This is a genomic window from uncultured Selenomonas sp. (assembly GCF_963528755.1).
GTDB lineage: Bacteria > Bacillota > Negativicutes > Selenomonadales > Selenomonadaceae > Selenomonas.
The window spans coordinates 128,375-152,376 of the sequence record NZ_CAURXA010000001.1; the positions used below are offsets into that span (position 1 = coordinate 128,375).

Genomic DNA, 24,002 nt, shown 5'->3' on the forward strand with positions numbered 1-24,002 from the left:
GCCATCTCGCGCCGCCTTCGTATGAAAGGAAGGTTTCCCATGCGCTTCATCCATACCGCCGATTGGCATCTCGGGCGGCTCTTTTTCGGCCGCCATCTGACGGACGATCAGGCGCACGTCCTCGACGAGCTTGTGCAGCTCGCGAGAGACGCACGCGTCGAGGCCGTCGTCATCGCGGGCGACATCTACGATCGCGCCGTGCCGCCCGTCGAGGCGGTCGAGCTCTTCGACGATACGCTCTCGCGCCTTTTGCTCGACGAAAAGCTCAAGGTGATCTACATCGCGGGCAACCACGACAGCGCTGCGCGTCTCGGCTTTGGCAGCCGCCTCCTTGCAGGGGGCGGCGTTTTTGTCGCGGGGCAGCTGCAGGCGGATGCCGCGCCCGTCGTCCTCGATGACGCGCACGGCAAGGTCGCCTTTTCGCTCCTGCCCTACATGGAGCCGGCGACGGTGCGCTTCGCTTACGGCGAGGAAGCGCAGGACCTCATGGGTTTCGACGAGGCGACCTCGTTTGCCGTCGCACGCGCGGCGGCGCTCGTGCCCGAGGGCTGCCGCAGCGTCGCCGTCGCCCATGCCTTCATTGCGGGCGGCGCATCGTCCGAGTCGGAGAGGCCGCTTTCCGTCGGCGGCTCGGACAGCGTGAGTCCCGCGTGCTTCGCGCGCTTTTCCTACACGGCGCTCGGGCATCTGCACGCGCCGCAGCAGGCGGGGGCGGCAAACATTCGCTACGCAGGCTCGCTCATGAAGTATTCGTTCAGCGAGGCGGGGCAGAGGAAGGGCGCGACCATCGTCGACCTCGCCGCCGACGGCTCTGTGAGCGTCGAGAAAGCCGCGCTCGCCGCGCCGCACGACCTCCAAGTCGTGCGCGGCACGCTTCAGGAAATCCTCGAAGACCGCGAGCGCTTTCCGAAGAGCGAGGACTATACGGCCGTCGAGCTTATGGACAAGGGGCCAGTGCTCGACGCGCACGGCAAGCTCAGCCGCATCTATCCGAATGTCCTGCAGGTCACGCGCCCGGGACTCATGGAGCAGGCCGGCGCTCTGCGCGAGCAGGGCAGGAAGAAGCTGGAGCGTCCCGACGACGTGCTCTTCGGTGAGTTCTTTGCCGACATGACGGGCGAGACGCTCGACGAGGCGCAGAAGAAGGAGCTTTTTGATGTGCTCGAAGAGCTGCTGCGCGAGGAAAGGGAGGCGAAGATATGAGGCCGCTGCGATTGACTATGGAGGCGTTCGGCTCGTATGGGAAGAAGACCGTCGTCGATTTCACGGAACTCGGCGAGAGGAGCTTTTTCCTCATTCACGGCCGCACGGGATCGGGCAAGACGACGCTGCTCGACGCCATCTGCTTCGCCTTTTACGGCGAGGCGAGCATGGCGGGGCGCACGGGCACGATGATGCGCACGGACGAAGCGCCGCGCGAGGCGAGGACGAGCGTCGACTTCGTCTTTGCTTTGGGAACGCAGAAGTACCATATATGCCGCACGCCGTCCTATGAGCGCATGAAGAAGGACGGCACGGGGCTGACGCCGGTGCAGGCGTCGGCGATGCTCTGGCAGGTTGAGGAAGGAGAAGCAGCAGAAAATGAGGAGCGCGTGCTCGCACAGCGTCCGTCGTCGGTGACGCAGAAGATGACGGAACTTCTGGGCTTCGGCCCTGCCGAGTTCCGCCAGGTAGTCCTCCTGCCGCAGGGCGCGTTCCGCGATCTTTTGACGGCGAAGGTGGACGAGCGCGAGGCGCTCCTCGCGATGCTCTTCAAAACGGAGCGCTACCGCAGATTGGAGGAACTCTTCAAAAGCCGCGCCAAGGCGATGGAAGCGCGAAGAGCGGAAATCAAGGCGCAGGAAGGGGCTCTCCTCGCGGGCGGTGCGGCAGATTCGCTCGACGCGCACCAGGCGGCGAGCGAGGAGAAGGAAAAGGCGCTCGCCGTCCTCGAAAAGCAGGCGGTAGCGCTGCAGGAAAAGCAGGAAGCGGCGCAGCGTGCCGAGCAGGAGGGCATCCGTGCGGCGGAAATCCTGACGCGCTGGGAAACGGCGCGAAAGACGCTCGCCGACCATGAGGAGAAGCGCGGCTCTGTCGAGCGCTACCGCGCACAGCTCGAAGAGGCGCAGCGTGCGGCACAGATCGAAGACGTGGCGGCGGGCGCGGCGCGTGACTGCGAGAAGGCGAAGGAGCGCGAGGCTGAGTGCGCCGCGCAGGAGAAGCGGCGCGAGAAGGCGGCACATGAGCTGAAGCGTGCCGAAGACGCGCTGACGCACGAGAAGGCGCGGGAAGGCGAGCTGGAAGAGGGTAAGGCGCAGGTGCGCAAGCTCGAAGAATACGGCGCGTGCGCGATCGACTTGGCACAGGCGCGGGCGCGTGCGAAGAGCCGTGAAGAGGCGGCGCATGAGGCGGCAGAGAAGGCGGCGCAGGCGAAGGCAGCGCAGGAAAAGCTCGCCGCCGATCTTCTCGCGCTCGGCACGCGCGAGAAGGAGCTTGCCGAGCGTGCGGCAAAGGCCGAAGGGCTTTCCCTTGCGCTCGCGCAAAAGGAAAAGGAGCGCGAGGCGCGGCAGAATCTCGCCCTATTGCAGAAGCGTGCAGCAAAGGCGCAGGAAGCCGCCGAGAGCGCAGGCGAAAAGGCGCGTGCAGCGCGAGAGGAGCACGAGACGAAGCGCAGGAATCAGCGCGCCTTGGAACACGTCTACATGGAAGGCCAGGCGGCGCTCCTAGCACGCAGTCTGGAAGACGGCAAGGCCTGCCCCGTCTGCGGCTCGACCGCGCATCCGCATCCGACGGTGAGCAAAGATGAAGTGCCTGAAAAGGCGGATGTGGAGCGCGCGCGAAGCGAGGCGGAAAAGGCGGAGAAGGCGCGCGAGCAGGCGGAAAAGGCGCAGACGGCGGCAGAAGCCGACCTCGCCGCCGTGCGCGGCGAGTTGGCGGCGGCGCAGAAGTCGCTGACGCAGACGACGGAGGACGAGGGAAGCCTCGCCGCCGCCATTGCCTCCTTGCAGGCCGAAGTCAAGGCGGCCGAGCAGGCGGCAGCGGCACAGAAGGAGGCCGCCGCCGGGCGCGAGACGCTTGCCGCAAGACTCGCGCAGGCGGAAGCCGCAGAAAAGGAGGCGGCGAAGGGCGCGGAAGCAGCCAAAGCCGAGGCTGCACAGGCGGCGGGAGCGCTGCAGGAAAAGAGCGCGTCTCTGCCCGAAGCATACCGCGAGCCGAAGGCGGTTGAGACGGCGCTCACGGCGGCAAGACGCGGCATCGCAGAGCGGGAGAAAGCGCTGGCCGCGGTGCAGGACGCCTTCTCCGGCGCAGAGAAAGAGCTTGTCGCAGCCAAGGCAGCCGCCGAGGCGGCAAAGACGACAGCGGCGCTCGCGCAGGAAGAAGCGCGAAAGAGCGAGGCGCTTCTCGCCGAGCGCTTGAAGAGCGCGGGATTCTCGGATGAAGCGGCGTTTCGTGCCGTGCTCACAGGACACTTCGCGACAGCAGAAGGCCGCAAGGAAGTCTCCGATCGTATCCGCGCCTATGAGGACAAGCGGACGGCCTTCGCCGAGGCAGAAAAAAAAGCCGCCGAGGAGGCGGCAGGCATCGCTCCGCCCGACCTCGCCAAGCTCAAAGTAGCGCGGGAGGAAGCGGCTGCCGCGTGGACGGCAGGCACGCGCGAAGCCGCTGCACTGGCACAGGAGCTGAAGGAACGCAGGTCGCGCGAGGAGCAGCTGCAAAAGCTCGCTCTTGAAGCGGCTTCACTTGAAGCCGCCTACCATACGACGGGCAGGCTCGCGGAAGTCGCCGCCGGGCAGAACGCCCATCGCATGCACTTTCAGACGTATGTCCTGCGCTCCATTCTCGCCGACGTGGCGGACGCCGCGAACATGCGCCTCCTGCGCATGACGCACGGGCAGTACCGCCTGGAGCGCAAGGAAGGCATCGCCGATATGCGCAGGAGCGCGGGACTTGACCTCGAAATCTTCGACGAGAACACGGGCTACGCACGCCCTATGGCGACACTCTCGGGCGGCGAATCCTTCCTCGCCGCCCTCGCCCTTGCGCTTGGCCTCGCCGACGTCGTCACCAACTACGCCGGCGGCATCCGCCTCGACACCATCTTCATCGACGAAGGCTTCGGCACTCTCGACGCCGAGACCCTCGACCTCGCCATAAAAACTCTCATGGACCTCCAAAAAGGCGGCCGCCTCGTTGGCATCATCTCTCACGTGGAGGAACTAAAAAACCGCATCGACGTGCGGCTTGAAGTGGAAAAGGGCGAGGACGGGAGCACGGCGAGGTTTGTTGTGGGGTAGGGAGATTGCGAGTACATACGCACTATGGAGGCGATACGATGGACAATAAGAAGGAAATGGAGCGGGCGGAGCTGCATCGGGCGATTTGGCAGATTGCGAACGATCTGCGCGGCTCGGTGGATGGCTGGGATTTCAAGCAGTATGTCTTGGGCACGCTCTTTTATCGTTATATCTCGGAGAAGCTGACGAACTACCTCAACCGTGAGGCGCAGGAGGCGGGGGAGGCGGATTTCGACTACGCCGCTCTGCCCGATGAAGAGGCGGAGACGGAGCGCGAGAATCTCGTGGAGGAGCAGGGATATTTCATCCTGCCGAGCGAGCTTTTTGCCAATGTGCGAAAAAGTGCGCCGACGAATGAAAACCTCAATGAAACGCTGGAAAAGGTGTTTCACAACATTGAAGCCTCGGCGACCGGCACGGCGAGTGAAAACGATCTTGCGGGGCTTTTTGAAGACCTCGACGTCAACAGCAACAAGCTCGGCGCTACGGTCAAGGAGCGCAATGCAAAGCTCGTGAAACTCCTCGATGGCATCGGCGAAATGCAGCTTGGGCACTATCGAGACAACACGATTGATGCCTTCGGCGACGCCTATGAATATCTCATGGGCATGTATGCTTCAAACGCCGGCAAGAGCGGCGGCGAATACTACACGCCGCAGGAAGTCTCCGAGCTTCTGACGCGCCTCACGGTCATCGACAAGGCGCGGGTGAACAAAGTATACGATATATTCATACCGTCTTTGATACAATCGCATATTGCACAAAAAGCCCGAAACCGCATGGTACAAGCGGTCTCGGACTTTTTGTGTTTTTTTGCGAAGCACGCGGAGGTCACTGAAGCTTTGGAAGGAGTCAAATTTTACTTTCCCCCACCACATCATCCTTGGGAACGAGGATCAAACGAGAATACAAATGGACTGCTTCGCGAATACTTTCCTAAAGGACAAGACATCACCGACATACCGGATGCATACATTCAGGAGATGTTTGATAAATTAAATCGACGTCCACGCAAATGCCTAGGATACAGAACTCCCTACGAGGTCTATTATTCAAAGACGTTGCACTTGACTTGACAATTCACGTCACAAAAGTATAACATAGGAACCGTGCGCATGTTTTGCCCCGGTATAATAGCTTCACGTTATGCAAGAAAGGTTCTGAAAGCAATGTCTATCCGCGTCAAACTCCTCTCCATTCTCATCACGCTCTTTGTCTTCATCGTTGCGCTCGTCGGATTCAACTTCCACACGTTCGATCAGCTCAAGGGCGACTCGCCGATGGTGAACGCTTCCGGCTCGCTGCGCATGAAGGCGTACCAGCTATCGTGGCTCTCCGCGCGCCTCGTCTCGGCGGACGGCGCGGATGCCGAGACGATCCGAAAAAATATTGAGGAATTTATCGCCCAGTACGACAAGATCCTCAAAGGGCTCGATGCGGGTGATCCTGCGCTGAACCTCACGAAAACGGAAGATCCTGCCGCACGTGCGCAGCTCGATGTGGTAAAGCCGCGCTGGGAGGCCTACCGCGCGCAGGTCACCGCCGTGATGAACGCGGACACCCCCGAGGCACGCGCATCAGCGGACGCCAAGGTCGCCGCCTCGGTTGCAGACTACGTTGCCGAGGTCAATAAGCTCGTCGGCGCGTACGATGCCGCAAGCCAGGAAAAGATCGCCGCCTCCAAGACCGTACAGGAGATCGTCATCCTGCTCGCCCTCATCATCGTAGGCGGTGCATTTTTCGTCATATTCACGCAGATTCTCCGCCCGCTCGCCATGCTGACACACTCTTTTGCAGATATCGCAGAGGGCGACGGCGATCTCACACAGCGGATGCACGCCGAGCGCGACGATGAGATCGGGCAGATCGTGCAGTATTTCAACAAATTTGTCGCGAATTTGCAGACCATCATGCGCGGCGCACAGGACGCCGCCGAGCAGGTCTCCGCACTCTCGACGAACCTCTCGCAGGCGAGCAGCGAAAGCAGCCGTGCCGTCGAACATGTCGCGCACATCATTACGGATGTCGCGGGCGACGCGAACGCACAGAATGCAGACATGCAGGGGCTTGCCGACCGGGTCACTGCGATTGCGGGCAACATGACGCAGATGCTTGACTATGCGCAGCATTCGTCCGAACTCTCGGTCGGATCGAAGGAGAATGCGGAAGCAGGACGCACGAACGTCAGCAATGTCTCGGCGCAGACGGATCGACTGCGCGGCATCGTTGACGAGATGAACGAAAATGTCCGGACGCTCACCCAATACGCGGAGGACATCAACCAGATCGTCGACATCATCAAGGAACTCTCCGGGCAGACCAACCTCCTCGCCCTCAACGCCGCCATCGAGGCCGCACGCGCGGGAGAGTCGGGACGCGGCTTTGCCGTCGTTGCCGAGGAGGTGCGCAAACTCGCCGAGAACTCCGGCAATGCCGCCGATGAGGTGACGAAAAAAATTGCCGACATCCGCGGTCAAGTCACGCAGACGCGCACGGCAAACGATACGCTCGTGCGCGAGCTCGACGAGATCATCACCGTTGTGAAGGGGCTCACAGGCGCACTTGACACCATCCTGGAGAGCTCGCGCGCCAGTGCCGACGCCGTTGCCGAGATCAGCGCGCTCAGCCGCTCGACTTCGTCCGATACGAAGGACATGGAGACAACGACGCAGGGCGTCGCAAAGAGCGCCACGCATATCGCGAGTCTTTCCGAGGACTCCGCCGCCGCCATCGAGCAGCAAACCGCTTCCATCGAAGAGTTCACCGCCACCGCCGAAAACCTCGCACAGCTCGCGGCGAACCTCGAGGGGCTGGTCGGCAAGTTTAAGGTATGATATTGCAATCGTCCGACACATAGAAAAGAGCGCAGGCAACAATGTCCGCGCTCTTTTTTTATGCCGGAACAGGTTCGCGTCTCAGAGCTCTTTGGTCAGCCAAATGCCTTTACCGATGCGGTACTGTGTCAAGAGCATCTTGAGCGCTTCGTCGATGAGCAGCGCGCCCCATATCCCATAGAGCCCCATCCCGAGGGGAAAGGCTAAAACATATGCAATGCCGGAGCGCAGGATCGCGCTGACAAAGAGCGAATACTGCGCGATGAAGCGGCTGTCCCCCGCCCCGCGCAGTGTGCCCGCAAGCACCTGCGCCTGCGTCTGCGGCACGACGAGAACAGCGACAATGGCGAGGATGCCCGCACCGAGCGCGACGGCATCCATGTCTGCAATCATCGCGGAAAAAATTGTTCCGCGCAGCAGCAGAATCGCGGCGGCGACGGCGAGCGAGATGATAAGCCCCGACTTTTGCGCCGCTTTCATATAGAGACGCGCGAGGTCGCGGCGCTTCTCCCCGAGCTTTCGCCCGGCAAAGGATGCGCTTGCCGTACTCATGCCGCGCCCGAAATAATAATAGAGATCCCACAGGATGATGCAGTAGTGGTGCGTCCTGACGGCAACCGTGCCGAGCTCGGCGATCAGGCGGGCAAAGACGAGCAGTCCGAACCGCTCAAAGATCTGCTCCAGGAAGGAATTCGTGCCGACCTCCAGCACGGGGGACAGGGTTTTCCGCTCGAAGGCAAATGTTCCCTGCTCGCGCAGATCGACGCCTTCTTGTCGCTGCCGGAGCACGGCATAGAGGAGGACGAGGACGATCACCGCTTCCCCGATGATCGTCGCGATCGCCGCGCCCTTGATCTCCATCCGCGGGAAGCCGAATGCGCCGAAGATCAGCACATAGTTCAGGCAGACGTTGACGAGGTTTCCTGCGACGCTCGCCTGCAGGATGATCTTCGTTTGCCCGATGCCGATCTGCACGGCAGTGAGGATCGCCGACATCGCCTTGAAAAACAGCGCGCCGATCAGATATGTGAAATAGACGAGCGCGTATCTGATGTATTCGTCGTTCGCGCCCATGAGCCGCAGAATCTCTTCGCGGTATATATAGCCAAGGCTCGCAAGCACGGCGTAGACCGGAACGGTCAGCGCCAGCGACTGCTTGATGCAGCTGTTGAGCGAGCGGTAGTCGCGCGCGCCTTTTCTGCGCGCAGTGACCGCCGTGACACCCGTGCCGAGCGCCTTGCCGAACATCTGCATGAGCATCTTCGGCTGGCTGACGATCCCGATCGCCGCCGCCTGCGCGATGCCGAGACTCCCGACCATGACGAGATCCGCGAGCAGGATGAGGTTGATGAAGATGCCCTTGAGCGCCGTCGGCCACGCCACGCGCCAATAATCCCGGTACAGCGCCTTTGCCGGCGGGATATTGCCCTGTTTTTCACCTGCACCCAAATGGGGTTCGAGTGCAAAGAACCGTACGATCGGATTCATGTCCCGCCCTTATACTTCCGTGCGGCAGGGCGAAATAGGAACTATTACCGTATGCCCTGCGGCAGTTCGGCAGAACTCCACGTCCATCCGGTACACATCGCGGAACATGCGCTCCGTGAGGATGTCCTTGACGGATCCCTCCGCATACAGCTTCTTTTCGTGCAGGACGACGACCTGATCTGCGGCGGATGCGAGCAGATTCAAATCGTGCAGGACGATAATGCTCGGCGAATGTACAATCTAAGTGCAACAATTGTTGAAATAAAAGAATGACACAAGGGTGCTTCTGGTATAATGGTGGTTTTGATATTGTCAAGATCAGTTGACAAATTCCCCACAAGGAAATGAAATCTTAAGAAACTACGTCCAGGGAATCATAGAACTGTTGGCGTTTCACCATCGGAGGAAGTCCGCCATTTCTTGAACAAATTCGGCGGTTGTTCCAATAGCTCATGAAATATCGCCAAATTAACACCTTCAATTCTTCCGTCGTCACCTTTTGCGTGTCATAACGACCATAAAGCAGTTCCGACTTCATTCGAGCCCACATGCTCTCACAGCGTGCGTTGTCATGACAGCGACCACCAGCGCTGTTCATGCTTTGCTGAATCCCGTAGTCTTGAACAGCTTTTCGATATAACTGACTCGTATATTGGCTGCCGCGATCGGAATGCAGAATTGCCCCTTTGAGTTTCGGATAGGAAAGCATAGCGTTAGCGAGCATCTTGACACACAAGGGGGCTTTCATGTTCGTATCCACGGAAAGACCGAGTACACCAGAGTCAAAGCAATCGAAGAGCGCTGAAATATAGAGTTTTCCATCACATGCCTTGATTTCCGTCACGTCCGTAATGCATTTGGAAAGAGGCGTATCGGCATGAAAATCGCGCCGCAGAAGATCTTCCGACATTTGTGCCGCTCGATCTGCTTTGGTGATACCGTTCGGCTTTCGGTTGGGGCGATGGCTAAGTCCGATTTCTTCCATGACGCGGTAAACCGTTCGCCCGCTCGGGATATGGACGCCTTCCGGCTGCTTGATTTTGAGTGCTTGCCACATGCGGATTCTTCCGTAGGTGTCATTGCATTCATCCTCCGCATGAATCTGCATCATGGCATCGGCTAGCGCCTGATATTTCCACGGACGATCTTTGTTTGACAAGTACTGATAGAATCCCTGCCTCGTGATATCGAGAATCTTGCAATAGAAGCTGATGTTTCCTTTGATTGCGCCATCTGAGGTCTTGATCGCGATGAAATTCATGCGTTCGTTTTTGTTGACTTCAGACGGCTGGCGGCGAAAAAAGCGCTTGCTTCTTCCAGAAAGTCGTTCTCTTTCTTTAGCCGCCGAATCTCTTTATCCTGCGCTTTGAGTTGTGCACGAAGCTGGGTGATTTCTTCATGCAGGGACATGGCGCTCGTGGGTGTTTGTGTACCGTGTCCAAGATCAAGATATCCCATACGGTGGGCACGGCTCCACGTGTACATGGTGTTTTTTGAAATCCCCAATTCACTAGCAGCCTTCGCCTGACCGATTTCTTGGGCGAGTTTTACTGCTTGAACTTTGAACTTGTGATCATATTGCTTGTTTGTTGCCATTTTGACCTCTCCTTCTCAGCGTTAATTATACATCAATTCCTTGCGAAGAAGTTGTCAACTTTATTTATACAACATCAGAATATTATATGACGCCATTCAACACATACATCCTTCTAGTATAAAGAGCAGTCTATATCCTGCAAATTCTCTTTTGATGGCAACCACTGCCACGATCGGCGAATATGCGTTACTTATGAAGCCATCTTTATCTAACCAGCAAATGACAAATTTCTCGATAAAGGAGGGATTTCAAGAAATACTTAACATAAAATTCGCGTTTTATTATTTTCATGTGCTTGCAGTGTGGTGCAAGAAGAACGCCAACCAGAGAGGTGGAATGCCAATTATTACTGTTGCAAAACTAAAGACCTTTTCATTCCCCATCCCACCGCTCGAAGTCCAGGCAAAAATCGTCTCCATCCTCGATCGTTTCGACACGCTCTGTAATGATCTCACGCAGGGCCTCCCCGCCGAGATCGCCGCACGCAAGAAGCAGTATGAATACTACCGTGACCGACTGCTGACCTTTCCAAGAAGCAAGCTCGAAGAGCGCAGCTGATTGGCGAAAAGGTCGTATGCGAAAACGCCCCAAGAGCGCAAGCCGAAAGCGCGGCGCGATTGGCAGGCGTTGAAAGATAGCAACGATATAGGAACACGGCAAGCGATATGATAGATTTGATTATATTCCTCAAAAGGAATATAATCAAGCTGAGGAGCTGTTTTGGTGTTTGAAATAATTTTTTTCTCAACTGATTCTGGGAAACAACCAGTGAAAGAGTTTCTTGATGAATTGGATGTCAAGATGAGAAACAAGATTCTTGATAATCTCAAACATTTGCAGATTCACGGGACGTTCTTGCGTGAACCCTATTCCAAGCCGTTGGGGGATGGGATTTTTGAACTCCGGACAAGATGGGGAAAAGATATTTACGCGCGTGCTGTATTTCTTCTTTGCGGAAAAGAGGATAGTTTTAACGCATGGATTCATTAAGAAAACGCAGAGGACTCCGGTACGAGAAATCGAACGTGCGAAAAGATATCGTGTGATTTATTGCGAGAGAGAGGGGAAATGACATGGACGATTTAGATCGCTATATTGCAGAGCAGATGAAAGATCCCGCTTTTCGCGAAGAACACGAACGGACACGTTTGGAATTTGCCCTTACAGAACTTCTTATTACGGCACGCATGGAGCAGGATTTGACGCAAAAAGAATTGGCGGAGAAATCGGGGGTTCGCCAATCGAACATCAGTCGCATTGAAAAAGGACAGGCGATGCCGTCTTTGGTGACGCTCGATAAGATTGCAAAGGCACTGGGAAAGGAAGTCCGAGTGAGTTTTGTCTGATGGGGGTGAGGAGGTCAGTATATTGTACTATAACCTGATTGCAAGCGCAGAAGAGAGCACGGTGCTTGCGCAGTATGTTCGCGAGGAGCGTGCGCCGTATGCGGCGTATCAGTCGGAGGCGGCGCTTGAGCGGGCTTTGATCGCTCTGCTGGAAGAGGAGGGCTATACGTATCTTCGGATTCACGACGAGGCGGAGCTGATCGCGAATCTTCGGGAGCAGCTTTCGGCGCTCAACGAGTATGCGTTCAGCGATGCGGAGTGGGAGCGGTTCTTCAAGGCGTCGATCGCGCCTGCGGGCGACGGCATTGCAGAGAAGACGCGGCGCATTCAGACGGATTACATTCAGAATCTTCGGCGCGATGACGGAACGACGAAGAACATCAAGCTGATCGACAAGGAGAACATTTACAACAATCGTTTGCAGGTCATCAACCAATATGCGGTGAAGGGCGGCGCGGACGCTCAAGCAGAGACGGCGGCGGCTCATGCGAACCGCTACGATGTGACAATTCTCGTCAACGGCTTGCCGCTCGTGCATTTGGAGCTGAAGCGGCGCGGCGTGGAGATTCGGCAGGCGTTCAACCAGATCAACCGCTACCAGCGCGACAGCTTCTGGGCGGGTGCGGGGCTGTATGAGTATGTGCAGGTGTTCATCATTTCGAACGGGACGAATACGAAGTATTATTCCAATACGACGCGTGCAAGTCATATCCGCGAGATGGATGCGGCGGGGCGCAGGGCGAGCAGGAAGACGAGCAACAGCTTTGAGTTCACGTCGTTTTGGGCGGATGCGAGCAATCGCCTCATCACGGATCTCATGGATTTCGGACGTACGTTCCTCGCGAAGCATACCCTGCTCGCCGTCTTGACGCGCTATTCGATCTTTACGACGGAAGAGGTGCTGATGCTCATGCGTCCGTACCAGATTGCGGCGACGGAGCGCATTTTGTCGCGCATCAAGATCGCGTCGAATTACAAGACTTGGGGCAAGATCGAGGGCGGCGGCTATATCTGGCACACGACGGGTTCGGGCAAGACGCTGACTTCGTTCAAGACGGCGCAGCTTGCCGCAGGGCTTTCGGATATCGACAAGGTGCTCTTCGTGGTCGACCGCAAGGATCTTGACTATCAGACGATGAAGGAGTACGACCGCTTTGAAAAGGGCGCGGCGAACGGCAATACGTCGACGCGCGTGCTCGCGGGGCAGCTCGCGCATGACGCGGCGCGAATCGTCGTCACGACGATTCAGAAGCTCGCCATGTTCATCAAGCAGAACAAGACGCACGCGATTTACGGCAAGCATGTCGTGCTGATTTTCGATGAGTGCCATCGTTCACAGTTCGGCGACATGCACACGGTGATTGCGAAGGCGTTCAAGAAGTATCATATCTTCGGCTTTACGGGAACGCCGATCTTCGCGCCGAATGCGTCGGGCGCGGGCAAGCCTTCGGCGCGGACGACGCCGCAGCTTTTCGGCGACAAGCTCCATACCTATACGATTGTGAACGCCATCAACGACGGCAATGTACTGCCGTTTCGCATTGACTACATCAACACGATGAAGAGCAAGGCGGAGATCGAGGACAAGGAAGTGCGTGCCATCGACCGCGAGAAGGCGCTCGCCGCGCCCGAGCGCATCCGTGTCGTGACGGAATATATCCTCGCGCATTTCGATCAGAAGACGATGCGCGGCAAGGCGTATTCGCTCAAGGGACAGCGCGTGCTGGGGTTCAATTCGATGTTCGCGGTCGTGTCGATTCCTGTCTGCATGAAGTATTACGAGGAGTTCAAGCGTCAGCTTGCAGCGGCGGGGCGCGACCTTGCGGTTGCGACGATTTTCAGCTATGCGGCGAACGAGGACGATCCCGAGGACGCTTTGCCCGATGAGGATTTTGATACGGCGGGGCTTGACCGCACGAGCCGCGACTTTCTTTCGGACGCGATTGCGGACTATAATGCGCGTTTTTCTACGAATTTTTCGACGGACAGGGATTCCTTCCAGAATTATTACAAGGATCTTTCTCAGCGCATGAAGAAGCGCGAGATCGATTTGCTCATCGTCGTCAATATGTTCCTCACCGGCTTTGACGCGACGACGCTCAACACGCTTTGGGTGGACAAGAACCTCAAGTACCATGGGCTGATTCAGGCGTTTTCACGCACGAACCGCATTTTGAATTCGGTCAAGACGTTTGGCAATATCGTTGCTTTTCGCAATCTGGCGAAAGCGACGGACGATGCAATCTCGCTTTTCGGTGATGAGAATGCCGAGAGCGTCGTGCTACTGCGCGGTTTTCGTGACTACTACGACGGCTATGACGATGCGAGCGGTCGTCACCACAAGGGCTATGCGGAGCTTATCCTGGAGCTGCGCGAGAAGTTCGCTGTCGGTGAGCCGATCTTGGGCGAGCAGGCGCAGAAGGATTTCGTGCGCATCTTCGGCAACATTCTGCGCCTCAGGAACATTCTCACGGCGTTTGATGATTTTGAGGAAAATGATCCTCTCCTGCCGCCGCGCGATTTGCAAGATTACCAGAGCATGTACTTGGACATTCATCGCGAGATGATGGGTGCAGGAAATGCGGAGAAGGAGAACATCAACGACGATGTCGTGTTCGAGCTGGAATTGATCCGGCAGGTGGACATCAATATCGACTACATTCTTCTGCTCGTGGAGAAGTATCATGCATCGAACGGCCTCGATCAGAGCATCATCGGCGCGATCGACCGCGCGGTCGGCGCAAGTCCCGAGCTTCGGAGCAAGAAGGAGCTGATTGACGGCTTCATCAAGACGGTCAACACGAGTACGAAGGTGATGGAGGACTGGCGCACCTATGTCGATGCGGAGAAGGAAAAGGCGCTTGAGAAAATCGTGCAGGAGGAGAAGCTGAAGCCCGAGGAGACGGAGAAGTTCGTCCGAAGTGCGCTGCGCGACGGCAGGTTCAAGACGACGGGCACGGCGATCGACACGATTCTGCCGCCCGTGCGCCGCTTCGGCGGCGCTCGCGCCGAGAAGAAGGCGGGCGTCATCGAAAAGCTCAAGGCGTTTTTCGCGACGTTTATGGGGCTGGTGGAGGAGTGAGGGAATCGCCTGCAAAAAACAGATGCGGTCTGTATTGAAACTATACAGACCGCATCTGTTTTTTATTTTTGCACTGCACTAGAACAGATCCTCCATCAGGCGGATTTCGTAGATTGTGTCGTCTTCATGGGTGTAGAAGATGAGGGAGGAGTCGGATCTTTCATAGCTATAGGCATAGTCGGGTTCGCCGCTGTTGCCTTCAAGTCCCTCGGGCAGATAGCTGAAGGCGCGCTCGATATCGGCGGTGGTGCTGCCGACATGCAGACCTTGCGGCGTCTCGATGTCGTTGGTGACGGCAGAGGGCGTCTGTTGTCACTTCAACGGATAAGCCTCGGTGAAAAGCTCGGGGGCGTCCGCGCGCTCGATGGTCAGCGTGAAGTCGCCGGAGGCGTAGGGGGCGAGAGCGTAGGGCGGGTAGAGGAAGACGAGTTCGCCGCGCGTACCCATGTACCAGGAGAAGGTATCAAATCCTTTTTCCGGCCTGTGGAATCGTTTGAGCTGCTCTTCAATGTCGTAGGCGAAGAGATCCTCCTCGCGTCTAGGGTATTGGGTGCGGAAGGCGGCGGCGAGCGCTCGGAGCAAAGCTTCGCGGCTTGTGACGATGGAGGCGAGGGGGACCTCTTTTCCTGTCTTTGCGTCGAAGGTCGTGCCGCCTTCGCCGTGCATCGGGTGTATGCCGCCGGTGTAGGAGATGCCGAAGCTGCGGAAGCTGATCATTTGTTTGTCGACGCGTCCCCACTTCGTGATGACAGAGTAGTCGAAGTAGGCGATGTCTTCGAGGAAGCCGCCTTGGCGGTCGCCGTTCTTGCATTCATAGGCGAAATCGAAGCCCTTTTTTGCAGCTTGCGCCTCGTGCTTGTTCCAGGCGTCGAGGGCGCGAGAGAGCGTTTCGCGCTCTTCGCCTTTGACGTGAAGTACAGGATGACTGCTGTAGGTCACGCATTTGCCGTTGGCATTCAAGGCCTCGATGCGATGGTCTTCGACGAGGAGCCACGGCACGGGAGCTTTGACGGAGCGTTCCTCGTCTTTGTCGGCGGAAGTCTTTGCCGGACGCGTGTACTCTTTGATTGTATCTTGCTGCGCTGCCGCATGGGCGGTGGATGCAAGGGGCAAGGTGTCTGAGACAGGCGCAAAAGGAGCGAGCAAGAGGACGGTTGCGAGGGAGAGTGCGTGGATTTTTTTCATGGGATGAACCTCCTTTTTGATGGCTCTGCAATATATTTTACTTTTTTCGTGTGCAAAATCGTATGTGAAGTTGCAGCAAGACTTCGTTTAGGCTGCTGTTTATCGGTTGACAAGCCATCGGGAATGTGTTAGTCTCCCCTAGAACAAGGGGGTTGAATATGCAAAACAACAGTTTGCCCGTTGATCGCTCGCGCAGTTTGCTGCATCGCGCCAATCAGGCTTTTTTCTTTGTCGGCGGCTTCGGCGTGGCATCTTGGGCGCCTCTCGTGCCGCTTTTGAAGGCGCGGCTCGGCGTCGCTGAGGATGTGCTTGGACTCTTGCTTCTTTGCATCGGCGTCGGCTCACTGGTGACGATGCCTTTTGCAGGAGTATTGGCCGGGCATTTCGGCTGCCGCCGCGTGATCGCTGTCGATTCGCTCGTCTTTGCGGCGCTTCTTGTGGCTCTTGTCAGGGTGGACAATATCGTTCTTGCTGTGCCGACGCTTCTTTTGTTCGGCTCTTCCATGGGAATTATCGATGTCACGATCAATATCCATGCCGTGCGCGTAGAGCAGCTTTTGAAGAGACGCGTGATGAGCGGCATGCACGCGCTTTGGAGCGTGGGCGGTTTCATGGGGGCGGGACTTTTCGGCGTTTGGATGGCGCTCGGATTCACCCCCTTGGGCGCGACGGCGTGTTCGGCGGGCATCATCGTGCTCTTGGTGCTCGCATTCGCGCGATTTTTGCTCGCGGGCAGGAGTGCACCCGAGGGCAGAGCGCTCGCCGTGCCGCACGGCATCGTCGCCTTTGTCGCGGCGGTCGCCGGTATATCCTTCCTCGTCGAGGGCGCTGTCATGGACTGGTCGGGCGTGTTTCTCACGGAGGTGCGCGCGATGGACATGTCTCTTGCGGGCACGGGCTTCGCTGTCTTTTCTGCGGCGATGCTCCTCATGCGGCTCTTGGGTGATGCGACTGTCAATCGCCTGGGTGCGCGCCGCGTCGTATTCTTCGGTTCGGTCATTGCCATCGCGGGTTTCTTGCTCGTGATTGTTTCGTCTTCCGCGTGGCTCATCTTCCCTGGTTTCTTCGCGATCGGGTTCGGCTGCGCGAACATCGTGCCGATTTTCTTCTCATTGATGGGAAAGCAGCAGGATATGACGATCAATGCGGCGGTCGCGGCGGTGTCGACGTGCGGTTACCTCGGCGTGCTCATGGGGCCTGCCGCCATCGGTTTCATCGCACACAGCACGAGCCTTTTGGCGTCGTTCGCACTATTGGCTGTGCTGCTCTTCGTACAGCTTCTCATTGGGCTGCATGTGTTCCGTAAGGTGGCGTGAGAAAAATTTCATCGGCGTGCGCTTCCAAAGGCGGCGCAAGGGCAGCAGCAAAAACTCTTGCGCCGCCTTTTCGCTTATGGGCGATGCTCTTTGATGCACGCGAGAAAAGCCTCGCCGTAGCGCGCGCATTTTCTTTCGCCGACGCCCTTGACGTGCAGGAAGTCGTCGAGCGTTTCGGGCAGTACTTGGCACATGTCGCGCAGTGTTGCATCGGAGAAGATGACGTAGGGCGGCACGCGGTCGCGTGCGGCTAGCTTTTTTCTGAGTGCGCGGAGGTAGTCGAAGAGTGAGATGTCTACGGGCTTTTCCTTCTGTTTTCGGGGGAAGTTTTGGAAGACTTGCTCCTTGCCGCGCAGCACAGCGTAGGCGGGTTCTGCGAGCTGCAGCACGGGGTATTCGCTCTCGGTGAGCGAGAGATACCCCGTGGCGATGAAGCGTTGAATCGAGCGCTTGATCTCGGCGAGCGTCTGCTCCTGCATGATGCCGTAGGTCGACAGTTCGTCGAGGTGCAGCGTGCGCACGCGCTGCTCGGCGGAGCCTTTGAGCACCTGCGCTGTCAGCGTCATGCCGTAGCGTCCTCTCATGCGGTAGACGCACGAAAAGATTTTCTGCGCATCAAGCGTCACGTCTCGTCGCTCGAAGTCGCCCTTGCAGCTGCTGCAGCGCTCGCACGAGACGGCGGGGCTTTCCTCGCCGAAGTAGCGCAGGATGAAGGAGCGCAGGCATTCGGGCGTGTGGCAGTAGTCGGACATCTTCTGCAGGCAGCCGAGTTCGTGCGCCTTACGCGCGGCATCCTCGGTCGAGATGTCGATCAGGTATTTCTGCGTCATGACGTCCTGCGGCGAGAAGAGCAGGATGCATTCGCCCGGTTCGCCGTCGCGTCCCGCGCGTCCCGCCTCCTGATAGTACGACTCGATGTTTTTCGGCATGTTGTAGTGGATGACGAATCGCACGTTCGACTTGTCGATGCCCATGCCGAAGGCATTTGTCGCGACGATCGCCTGCACGTTGTCGTAGAGAAAGTCGTCCTGCGCCTTTGAACGCTCTTCGTCGCTGAGTCCCGCATGGTAGGGACTGACGGCGAATTTTTTTTGCTGCAGAAAGCGGCTCAGGGCGTCCGTCTCCTTGCGCGTCGCACAGTAGATGATGCCGGCTTCTTCGCGATGCGTGCGCAGGTAGTTCGCAATGAAGTCCCTGCGGTCGACGCCTGTGAGGACGCCGAAGAAGAGGTTTGGTCGGTCGAAGCCTGCGACGTGCACGGCGGGGCGGTGAAGCGCGAGGAGTGAGATGATGTCGTCTTTGACGCGCGGCGTCGCCGTCGCCGTGAAGGCGCCGATCAAAGGACGCTTCGGCAGACGTTCGATGAAGGGCGCGATGGCGCGATAGCTTGGGCGAAAGTCGTGCCCCCACTGAGACAGGCAGTGCGCCTCGTCGATGGCGATGAAGGAAACGGTCTGCTCTTGCAGCAGGGATTGGAAGAAGTCGGTTTCGAGCCGCTCGGGCGCGACATAGACGATCTTGTACGCGCCTTGTGCGATGGCACTGAGCCTTGTGCGAGCCTCCGCCTGCCCAAGCGAGCTGTTGATGAATGTCGCGGGCGCACCGGCCTCCGTAAGCGCGTCGACCTGATCTTTCATCAGCGAGATCAAAGGCGAGATGACGAGCGTGATGCCCGGGAGCAGCAGCGCGGGCACTTGGAAGCAGATGGATTTTCCCGCGCCCGTGGGCATGATGGCGACGGTCTCGCGGCCTTCGAGCAGGCTCTTGACGACGGTCTCCTGTGCAGAGCGGAAGCTCTTGTAGCCGAAGGTCTGCTGCAGGATCTGCAGCGCACGGGCGAAGTTTTGCTCAGGCATGGATGGACTTCCTTTCCTTATTTTTTATTCTACACCTTTCGCGAAAAATCGTTAAATCCCTCTAAAGCTCAGCGATTTCTTATTGTTAGACGAGGGAACGGGCAGTATAATAAGCAACATAAGTGGAAATATATCCCTTGGGGAGGAGAGAGACGATGAAGAAATGGCGCAGGAAGCCTTGGTCGCTTTTGTTGGCGGGAGCTTTCCTTTACAGCATGTCATCCGTGGGAGCGGCAGCTGACCTTTCGCTTGCGGGAGCGGTCGAGCTTGCGCTTTCGCAGAATGCGGATCTGAAGATCACGAAGCAGGCGGAGGAGTCGGCGCTTGCTTCACTCGGCGAGGCGAAGAGCGAAAAAGGCTTCTCCGTCAGCGCTTCGGGCGGCTATTCCGTAGGCAGAAATTGGAATGATCGCGGCAACACGACGTCGTCGGGACTTAATGCATCTGTCAAGGGCGGCATCAATATCTGGGACGGCGGCAAGGCGAGCGGCGGTATCGACAGCGCCAAGATCGCCATCTTGACGGCGCGCCTCAAGACGGCACGCGCCGAGGAAAAGCTGCGTCTTTCTGTCATTGAGGCGTATTACAACGCGCTACAGGCGAAGAAGACCGTCGGTGTGAACAAGGCGTCCGTCGACAATTACCAGGCGCATTTGACGAACGTCGAACAGCTTTTCTCGGCGGGCAGCAAGGCGCGCATGGACGTGCTGCGTGCCTCCGTGGAGCTTTCCGATGCACGCCAGACGCTCATCAAGTCGGAGAACGACTATGAAATCAGTCTGGCGAAGCTTAGGAATCTTGTGAACATGGACAGGGATGAGCCGCTTCGCCTCACCGACGATGCCGTATACAGCCCGTTCGCCTCTGCGCTTTCCGACTGCCTCGCCTTCGGTGTCGAGAACCGTAAGGAGCTTTGGATTGACAATTACGATGTTGTACGCAAGGAGCTTGACATCGAGGTGGTCAAGGCCGGCTATACGCCGCAGGTCGACTTCTCACTGAGCGCGTCGGCGAACAAGGACTTTGAGCCTGCGTCGGCCAGCAGCCGCGGCGTGACGGCAGGCATCAATATGAATTGGAACATCTTTGACGGCGACAGGAAGAAGGCGCGCATCGAGGCGGCGGAAGCGGCGCTCGATGCGGCGCGGCTGCAGCTGGAAAAAGACAGGAACGATGTGGATTACGACATCCGCGCGGCGTACTTCTCGATGAAGGAGGCGGAAAACCGGCTGAACTCGACGCAGGACGCCGTAGACAAGGCGAAGGAGGACTACTTCATCGCACGCGAGAAGTACCGCGCGGGTGAAGGCATCATGCTCGATGTCATCGACGCGCAGCTCGCGCTCTCGAAGGCGGAGACGAACCACATCAGTGCACAGTACGACTTTGCACGCGGCAAAGCGCAGGTGGAAAACGCCATGGGGCAGAGCCTCACGGAGAGCGAGCAGCGTGCGGCAGACGCCATGGATGCCGTGCCGCTGGCGAGAGGAGAGATCAGCCGCAGGGATGCGGTGCGTGCTTACGAAGAGAATGAGAAGGCGATGAAGGAGCGTCAGGACAAGACGGTCATTCCCTTCCGCGCGTCTGAGGTGGATGCGGCGAAGCAGCCCGCCGTGCAGAAGGAAAGAGTGGCAGGCGCGAAGGATTCGAATACAATGAATACAGCGAATGCGGCAAGTGCGGCAAATGCGACGCATGCAGCTGATCCAGACAGTGCAGCGAATGCGGCGGCAGCGGCAGCTGGAAATGGAGGACGGGCATGAAGATTTTCGGCAAAGACATCACCTTCGGTACGAAGGCGAAGATAGCAGTGACCGCGCTCGTCCTCGCTGGCTGCGCTTTCGGCGGCTACAGCTACTATGAGGCGCAGCAGGCGGAAAAGGCCATGCGGGAGTCTGCGGGCGAGACGGCGACAGCAGTGCGCATGGAGATGAAGTCCACCGTGTCGGCGACGGGCACGATCATTCCTGTCGATTCCGTCGAGGTTAGCTCGAAGATCACGGCACGCATCAAGAATGTGCTTGTCAAGGAAAACGACATCGTGACGGCGGGCGAGACGGTTGCGACGCTCGACGCCAAGTCGCTCGTGACGAAGCGCGATCAGGCACAGTTCAAGGTCACGAATGCAAAGGCGAAGTACGACCGCGAAGCCTACCTCTACAGCATCGGCGCGAATCCGCAGACGACGTTCGAGGACGCGCAGTACAACTACGATGCTGCCAAGAGTGTCCTGGAAGAGACGGAGTCCGATCTCGCTGAGACGATCATCCAGGCGCCGATCAGCGGCATCGTCGTCGGAAAGCCCAAGACGGCGGGCACGATGGCGACGGCGGGCACGGACTATCCGACTGTCATCATGCGCATCGCCGACCTCTCGAAGAAGCAGATCATGGCGAAGGTCGATGAGACGGACATCGGCAACATCAAGGTCGGCCAGCAGGCGACGTTCACGGTCGATGCTCACTCGGGCAAGACCTTCACGGCACGCGTCTCGAAGATCAGCCAGACGGATACCGCGAACACTTGGCAGACCGTGTCCTCTTCGAGCAGTACGACGACTTCGACGGCGAGCGTTATCTACTACTATGTGACGCTCGATGTCGACGATCCCGAGAATCTGCTGCTGCCGGCCATGACGGCACGTCTTGAAATCGAGACGGCGACGAAACCCAGCGCACTCGCCGTTCCCATCGCCGCATTGAAGACGGACGCCTCGGGATCCTACGTCGTCGTTGAGATGCCCGACGGCACGAAGGAGAACCGCCCTGTCAAGACGGGCATCTACAGCGATGATTATGTGGAAATCCTCGATGGTCTCATCGAAGGCGAAACCGTATCGATTTCCTACACGGCGACGCAGCCACAGGTTGTGATGGGCGGCGGCCACCCGCCGATGTAAGTGCGGAAAGGAACGATCATGGAGCAAAAGGCGAAGGAAGAGCGAGCGGCGCAGGAAAAGGCAACGATTGAGCTTCGGGGCATCAAAAAACTCTATCCGATGGGTGATCAGATCGTCGCCGCGCTCGCGGGCGTCGATCTTACGATACGAAAGGGCGAGTTCGCCGCCCTCATGGGGCCATCCGGCTCGGGTAAGTCGACGCTCATGAACATCCTCGGCTGCCTCGACCGTCCGACGGAAGGCTCTTACAAACTCGACGGCGAGGAGGTCGCGCACCTCTCGGATGACGCGCTCGCTCTCACGCGCAATAAGAAGATCGGCTTCGTATTTCAGAACTTCAACCTGCTCTCGAAGAGCAGCGCGGCTGAAAACGTCGCCCTGCCGCTCATCTATGCGGGCGTTGGAAGAGGCGAGCGGCGTGAGCGTGCCATGCACCTCTTGGAGGCCGTCGGTCTCGCTGACCGCGCCGACCACCAACCCAACGAGCTTTCGGGCGGACAGCGCCAGCGCGTCGCCATCGCCCGCGCCCTCGTCAACGATCCGCACATCGTCATGGCAGATGAGCCGACGGGCAACCTCGATACGAAGTCGACGCATGAGATCATGGAACTCTTCGAGAAGCTTCACGCCGCCGGGCGCACGATTATCCTCGTCACGCACGAGCCGGACATCGCCGCCTGCGCGAGTCGGCAGCTCCTCGTGCGCGACGGTCTCATCACGCGCGACGAGGGCAGGGGCGTCAAGATGGATGTCGTATAGGAGGGAAGTCGCTTGTTAATTTGGGAAAGCATCACCATCGCCCTGCATGAACTCTTTGCGAACAAAATGCGCTCCATCCTCACCATGCTCGGCATCATCATTGGCGTCGCCGCCGTTATCGCCATGGTCTCCATCGGCATGGGGGTCAAGAGCAACGTTGAGGACTCGATGGCGAGCCTCGGCAGCAACATGCTCATCGTCACGCCTGGCGCGGCGAACTCGGGTGGTATTCGCGGTGCGGCAGGATCGCGCGAGACGCTCAAATACGACGATGCCGTAGCGATCAAGAAGAAGATCAAGAACATCGACTACGTTTCGCCCATCGTGCAGCGCTCCTATCAGATCGTCTACGGCAATCAGAACTGGAACACCGTCGTCATGGGCGTGACGCCCGAGTACATGGCGATTCGCTCGCTCACGCTGACGGTCGGCACCTTCATCTCGCAGGCCGACAACGACAAGCGTCAGCGCGTCGCCGTCATCGGTCCGACCGTCGCCGCGAACCTCTTCGGCAGTGAGAACCCCATCGGCAAGAATATCCGCGTCCACAACCAGCCGTTCAAGATCATCGGCGTCCTTGCGAGCAAAGGGCAGTCCTCCATGGGGCAGGATCAGGATGATGTGGTCATCGTGCCTCTGATGACGGAGCAGGAGCGACTTCTCGGCATCACGCACATCCAGATGATCAATCTGCAGGTCAGCGAGGCCTCGAAGATCGTCCAGGTACAGAGCGAGGTCGAAACGTTGCTGCGCCAGCGTCATCACATCCTGAATGGCAAGGAGAACGACTTCACCGTCAACAACCTCACGAGTCTCGTAGAGACGATGTCGCAGCAGACGACGATGCTGACGATCCTCCTCGGCAGCATCGCGGGCATCTCGCTCCTCGTCGGCGGCATCGGCATCATGAATATCATGATGGTCTCCGTCACGGAGCGCACGCGCGAGATCGGCATACGGAAGGCGCTCGGCGCGACCTTCGGCAACATCATGCTGCAGTTCCTCATCGAGTCTGTCGTCATGGGCGTCGTCGGCGGCATCCTCGGTATCTGCCTCGGCTGCGCCATCTCCGTTGCCATCTCCCACCTTGGCGAATTCAAGACCGTCATCACGGCGACTCCGATCCTCGTATCCTTCTCGTTCGCCGTCGGCATCGGCCTCTTCTTTGGCATCTATCCGGCAAGGAAGGCCGCGAAGCTTGATCCGATCGACGCGCTTCGTTACGAGTAAAAAGTTGCTGGAAATAGGGAACTGAATAAGTTCGTTGCGGTGAGATGCGTGAAGAACTCGGTGCAGCAGCGCATAGAAGAATGGGGCTGTGACAAAATACGAGAGCATGTTGTCACAGCCTCTTTTTCTTTGGAAA

The 24,002-nt window shown here is 58.2% G+C and carries 17 protein-coding genes and 1 pseudogene; 13 read left to right on the top strand and 5 right to left on the bottom strand.

Annotation, left to right across the window (positions count from 1 at the left end; translation table 11 throughout):
* Nucleotides 1–39 precede the first annotated feature (39 nt).
* From RWS31_RS00600 to RWS31_RS00615, 4 genes are all read left to right on the top strand, one after another.
* Nucleotides 40–1,203, top strand: a complete 1,164-nt coding sequence (locus RWS31_RS00600) for an exonuclease SbcCD subunit D (RefSeq protein WP_314595283.1) — start codon at nt 40–42, stop codon at nt 1,201–1,203.
* Nucleotides 1,200–4,274 carry an SMC family ATPase gene (locus RWS31_RS00605; protein ID WP_314595285.1) on the top strand — a complete coding sequence of 1,025 codons (3,075 nt, stop codon included), beginning with the start codon at nt 1,200–1,202 and terminating at the stop codon, nt 4,272–4,274. Before RWS31_RS00600 ends, RWS31_RS00605 begins: the two co-directional genes overlap by 4 nt.
* Nucleotides 4,275–4,312: 38 nt before the next feature.
* Complete coding sequence (locus tag RWS31_RS00610; protein WP_314595287.1) at nt 4,313–5,350, top strand: type I restriction-modification system subunit M; 1,038 nt, start codon at nt 4,313–4,315, stop codon at nt 5,348–5,350.
* 93 nt (nt 5,351–5,443) lie between these two features.
* Nucleotides 5,444–7,108, top strand: a complete 1,665-nt coding sequence (locus tag RWS31_RS00615) for a methyl-accepting chemotaxis protein (protein ID WP_314595289.1) — start codon at nt 5,444–5,446, stop codon at nt 7,106–7,108.
* A gap of 81 nt (nt 7,109–7,189) precedes the next feature.
* Here RWS31_RS00615 and RWS31_RS00620 read toward each other — a convergent pair whose 3' ends face one another.
* From RWS31_RS00620 to RWS31_RS00630, 3 genes are all read right to left on the bottom strand, one after another.
* Entirely contained in the window at nt 7,190–8,596 is a 1,407-nt protein-coding gene (locus tag RWS31_RS00620; RefSeq protein WP_314595291.1) for an MATE family efflux transporter, read from the bottom strand.
* A 352-nt stretch (nt 8,597–8,948) separates the two neighbouring features.
* Nucleotides 8,949–9,857, bottom strand: a complete 909-nt coding sequence (locus tag RWS31_RS00625; RefSeq protein ID WP_314595293.1) for an IS3 family transposase — start codon at nt 9,855–9,857, stop codon at nt 8,949–8,951.
* On the bottom strand, nt 9,854–10,192 hold the full coding sequence (locus tag RWS31_RS00630; protein ID WP_314595295.1) for a transposase: 339 nt from the start codon (nt 10,190–10,192) through the stop codon (nt 9,854–9,856). Before RWS31_RS00630 ends, RWS31_RS00625 begins: the two co-directional genes overlap by 4 nt.
* 40 nt (nt 10,193–10,232) lie before the next feature.
* Here RWS31_RS00630 and RWS31_RS00635 point away from each other — a divergent pair, with 40 nt between their 5' ends.
* The 4 genes and pseudogenes from RWS31_RS00635 to RWS31_RS00650 all read left to right on the top strand — a co-directional run bounded on the left by RWS31_RS00635 (nt 10,233) and on the right by RWS31_RS00650 (nt 14,621).
* Nucleotides 10,233–10,751: a restriction endonuclease subunit S gene (locus RWS31_RS00635; protein ID WP_314595297.1), complete on the top strand. Its 519-nt coding sequence runs from the start codon at nt 10,233–10,235 to the stop codon at nt 10,749–10,751.
* Between the two features lie 243 nt (nt 10,752–10,994).
* A pseudogene (locus tag RWS31_RS00640) lies at nt 10,995–11,265 on the top strand (type II toxin-antitoxin system RelE/ParE family toxin).
* A gap of 1 nt (nt 11,266) precedes the next feature.
* Nucleotides 11,267–11,539 (top strand): helix-turn-helix transcriptional regulator, encoded by a 273-nt coding sequence (locus RWS31_RS00645; protein WP_314595300.1) that lies wholly within the window; start codon nt 11,267–11,269, stop codon nt 11,537–11,539.
* Between the two features lie 22 nt (nt 11,540–11,561).
* Nucleotides 11,562–14,621, top strand: a complete 3,060-nt coding sequence (locus RWS31_RS00650; RefSeq protein ID WP_314595302.1) for a type I restriction endonuclease subunit R — start codon at nt 11,562–11,564, stop codon at nt 14,619–14,621.
* A gap of 312 nt (nt 14,622–14,933) precedes the next feature.
* Here the strand turns inward: RWS31_RS00650 and RWS31_RS00655 are convergent, their stop codons facing one another.
* On the bottom strand, nt 14,934–15,806 hold the full coding sequence (locus RWS31_RS00655) for an RsiV family protein (RefSeq protein WP_314595303.1): 873 nt from the start codon (nt 15,804–15,806) through the stop codon (nt 14,934–14,936).
* Between the two features lie 158 nt (nt 15,807–15,964).
* Between RWS31_RS00655 and RWS31_RS00660 the strand changes: the two genes are divergently transcribed.
* Nucleotides 15,965–17,122 (top strand): MFS transporter, encoded by a 1,158-nt coding sequence (locus RWS31_RS00660; RefSeq protein WP_314595305.1) that lies wholly within the window; start codon nt 15,965–15,967, stop codon nt 17,120–17,122.
* Between the two features lie 74 nt (nt 17,123–17,196).
* Here the strand turns inward: RWS31_RS00660 and recQ are convergent, their stop codons facing one another.
* Complete coding sequence (gene recQ, locus RWS31_RS00665; RefSeq protein WP_314595307.1) at nt 17,197–18,978, bottom strand: DNA helicase RecQ; 1,782 nt, start codon at nt 18,976–18,978, stop codon at nt 17,197–17,199.
* Between the two features lie 155 nt (nt 18,979–19,133).
* Here recQ and RWS31_RS00670 point away from each other — a divergent pair, with 155 nt between their 5' ends.
* Genes RWS31_RS00670 through RWS31_RS00685 form a run of 4 tightly spaced genes read left to right on the top strand, consistent with a single transcriptional unit; the run spans nt 19,134 to nt 23,866 of the window.
* The gene (locus RWS31_RS00670) at nt 19,134–20,741 is read left to right on the top strand and encodes a TolC family protein (protein WP_314595309.1); all 1,608 of its coding nucleotides are present in this window, start codon (nt 19,134–19,136) and stop codon (nt 20,739–20,741) included.
* Nucleotides 20,738–21,877, top strand: a complete 1,140-nt coding sequence (locus RWS31_RS00675; RefSeq protein ID WP_314595311.1) for an efflux RND transporter periplasmic adaptor subunit — start codon at nt 20,738–20,740, stop codon at nt 21,875–21,877. Before RWS31_RS00670 ends, RWS31_RS00675 begins: the two co-directional genes overlap by 4 nt.
* An 18-nt stretch (nt 21,878–21,895) precedes the next feature.
* Complete coding sequence (locus RWS31_RS00680; RefSeq protein ID WP_009645082.1) at nt 21,896–22,636, top strand: ABC transporter ATP-binding protein; 741 nt, start codon at nt 21,896–21,898, stop codon at nt 22,634–22,636.
* Nucleotides 22,637–22,648: 12 nt separating this feature from the next.
* Nucleotides 22,649–23,866, top strand: a complete 1,218-nt coding sequence (locus RWS31_RS00685) for an ABC transporter permease (RefSeq protein ID WP_399553714.1) — start codon at nt 22,649–22,651, stop codon at nt 23,864–23,866.
* The last annotated feature ends 136 nt before the right edge of the window (nt 23,867–24,002 follow it).

Excerpts from the sequence above, each read along its gene's own strand:
- RWS31_RS00680 (WP_009645082.1), top strand. The coding sequence starts at position 21,896 with ATGGAGCAAAAGGCGAAGGAAGAGCGAGCGGCGCAGGAAAAGGCAACG.
- RWS31_RS00600 (WP_314595283.1), top strand. The coding sequence starts at position 40 with ATGCGCTTCATCCATACCGCCGATTGGCATCTCGGGCGGCTCTTTTTC.
- recQ (WP_314595307.1), bottom strand. The coding sequence starts at position 18,978 with ATGCCTGAGCAAAACTTCGCCCGTGCGCTGCAGATCCTGCAGCAGACC.
- RWS31_RS00615 (WP_314595289.1), top strand. The coding sequence starts at position 5,444 with ATGTCTATCCGCGTCAAACTCCTCTCCATTCTCATCACGCTCTTTGTC.
- RWS31_RS00625 (WP_314595293.1), bottom strand. The coding sequence starts at position 9,857 with ATGAATTTCATCGCGATCAAGACCTCAGATGGCGCAATCAAAGGAAAC.
- RWS31_RS00655 (WP_314595303.1), bottom strand. The coding sequence starts at position 15,806 with ATGAAAAAAATCCACGCACTCTCCCTCGCAACCGTCCTCTTGCTCGCT.
- RWS31_RS00660 (WP_314595305.1), top strand. The coding sequence starts at position 15,965 with ATGCAAAACAACAGTTTGCCCGTTGATCGCTCGCGCAGTTTGCTGCAT.
- RWS31_RS00620 (WP_314595291.1), bottom strand. The coding sequence starts at position 8,596 with ATGAATCCGATCGTACGGTTCTTTGCACTCGAACCCCATTTGGGTGCA.
- RWS31_RS00675 (WP_314595311.1), top strand. The coding sequence starts at position 20,738 with ATGAAGATTTTCGGCAAAGACATCACCTTCGGTACGAAGGCGAAGATA.
- RWS31_RS00645 (WP_314595300.1), top strand. The coding sequence starts at position 11,267 with ATGGACGATTTAGATCGCTATATTGCAGAGCAGATGAAAGATCCCGCT.
- RWS31_RS00630 (WP_314595295.1), bottom strand. The coding sequence starts at position 10,192 with ATGGCAACAAACAAGCAATATGATCACAAGTTCAAAGTTCAAGCAGTA.
- RWS31_RS00610 (WP_314595287.1), top strand. The coding sequence starts at position 4,313 with ATGGACAATAAGAAGGAAATGGAGCGGGCGGAGCTGCATCGGGCGATT.
- RWS31_RS00605 (WP_314595285.1), top strand. The coding sequence starts at position 1,200 with ATGAGGCCGCTGCGATTGACTATGGAGGCGTTCGGCTCGTATGGGAAG.
- RWS31_RS00670 (WP_314595309.1), top strand. The coding sequence starts at position 19,134 with ATGAAGAAATGGCGCAGGAAGCCTTGGTCGCTTTTGTTGGCGGGAGCT.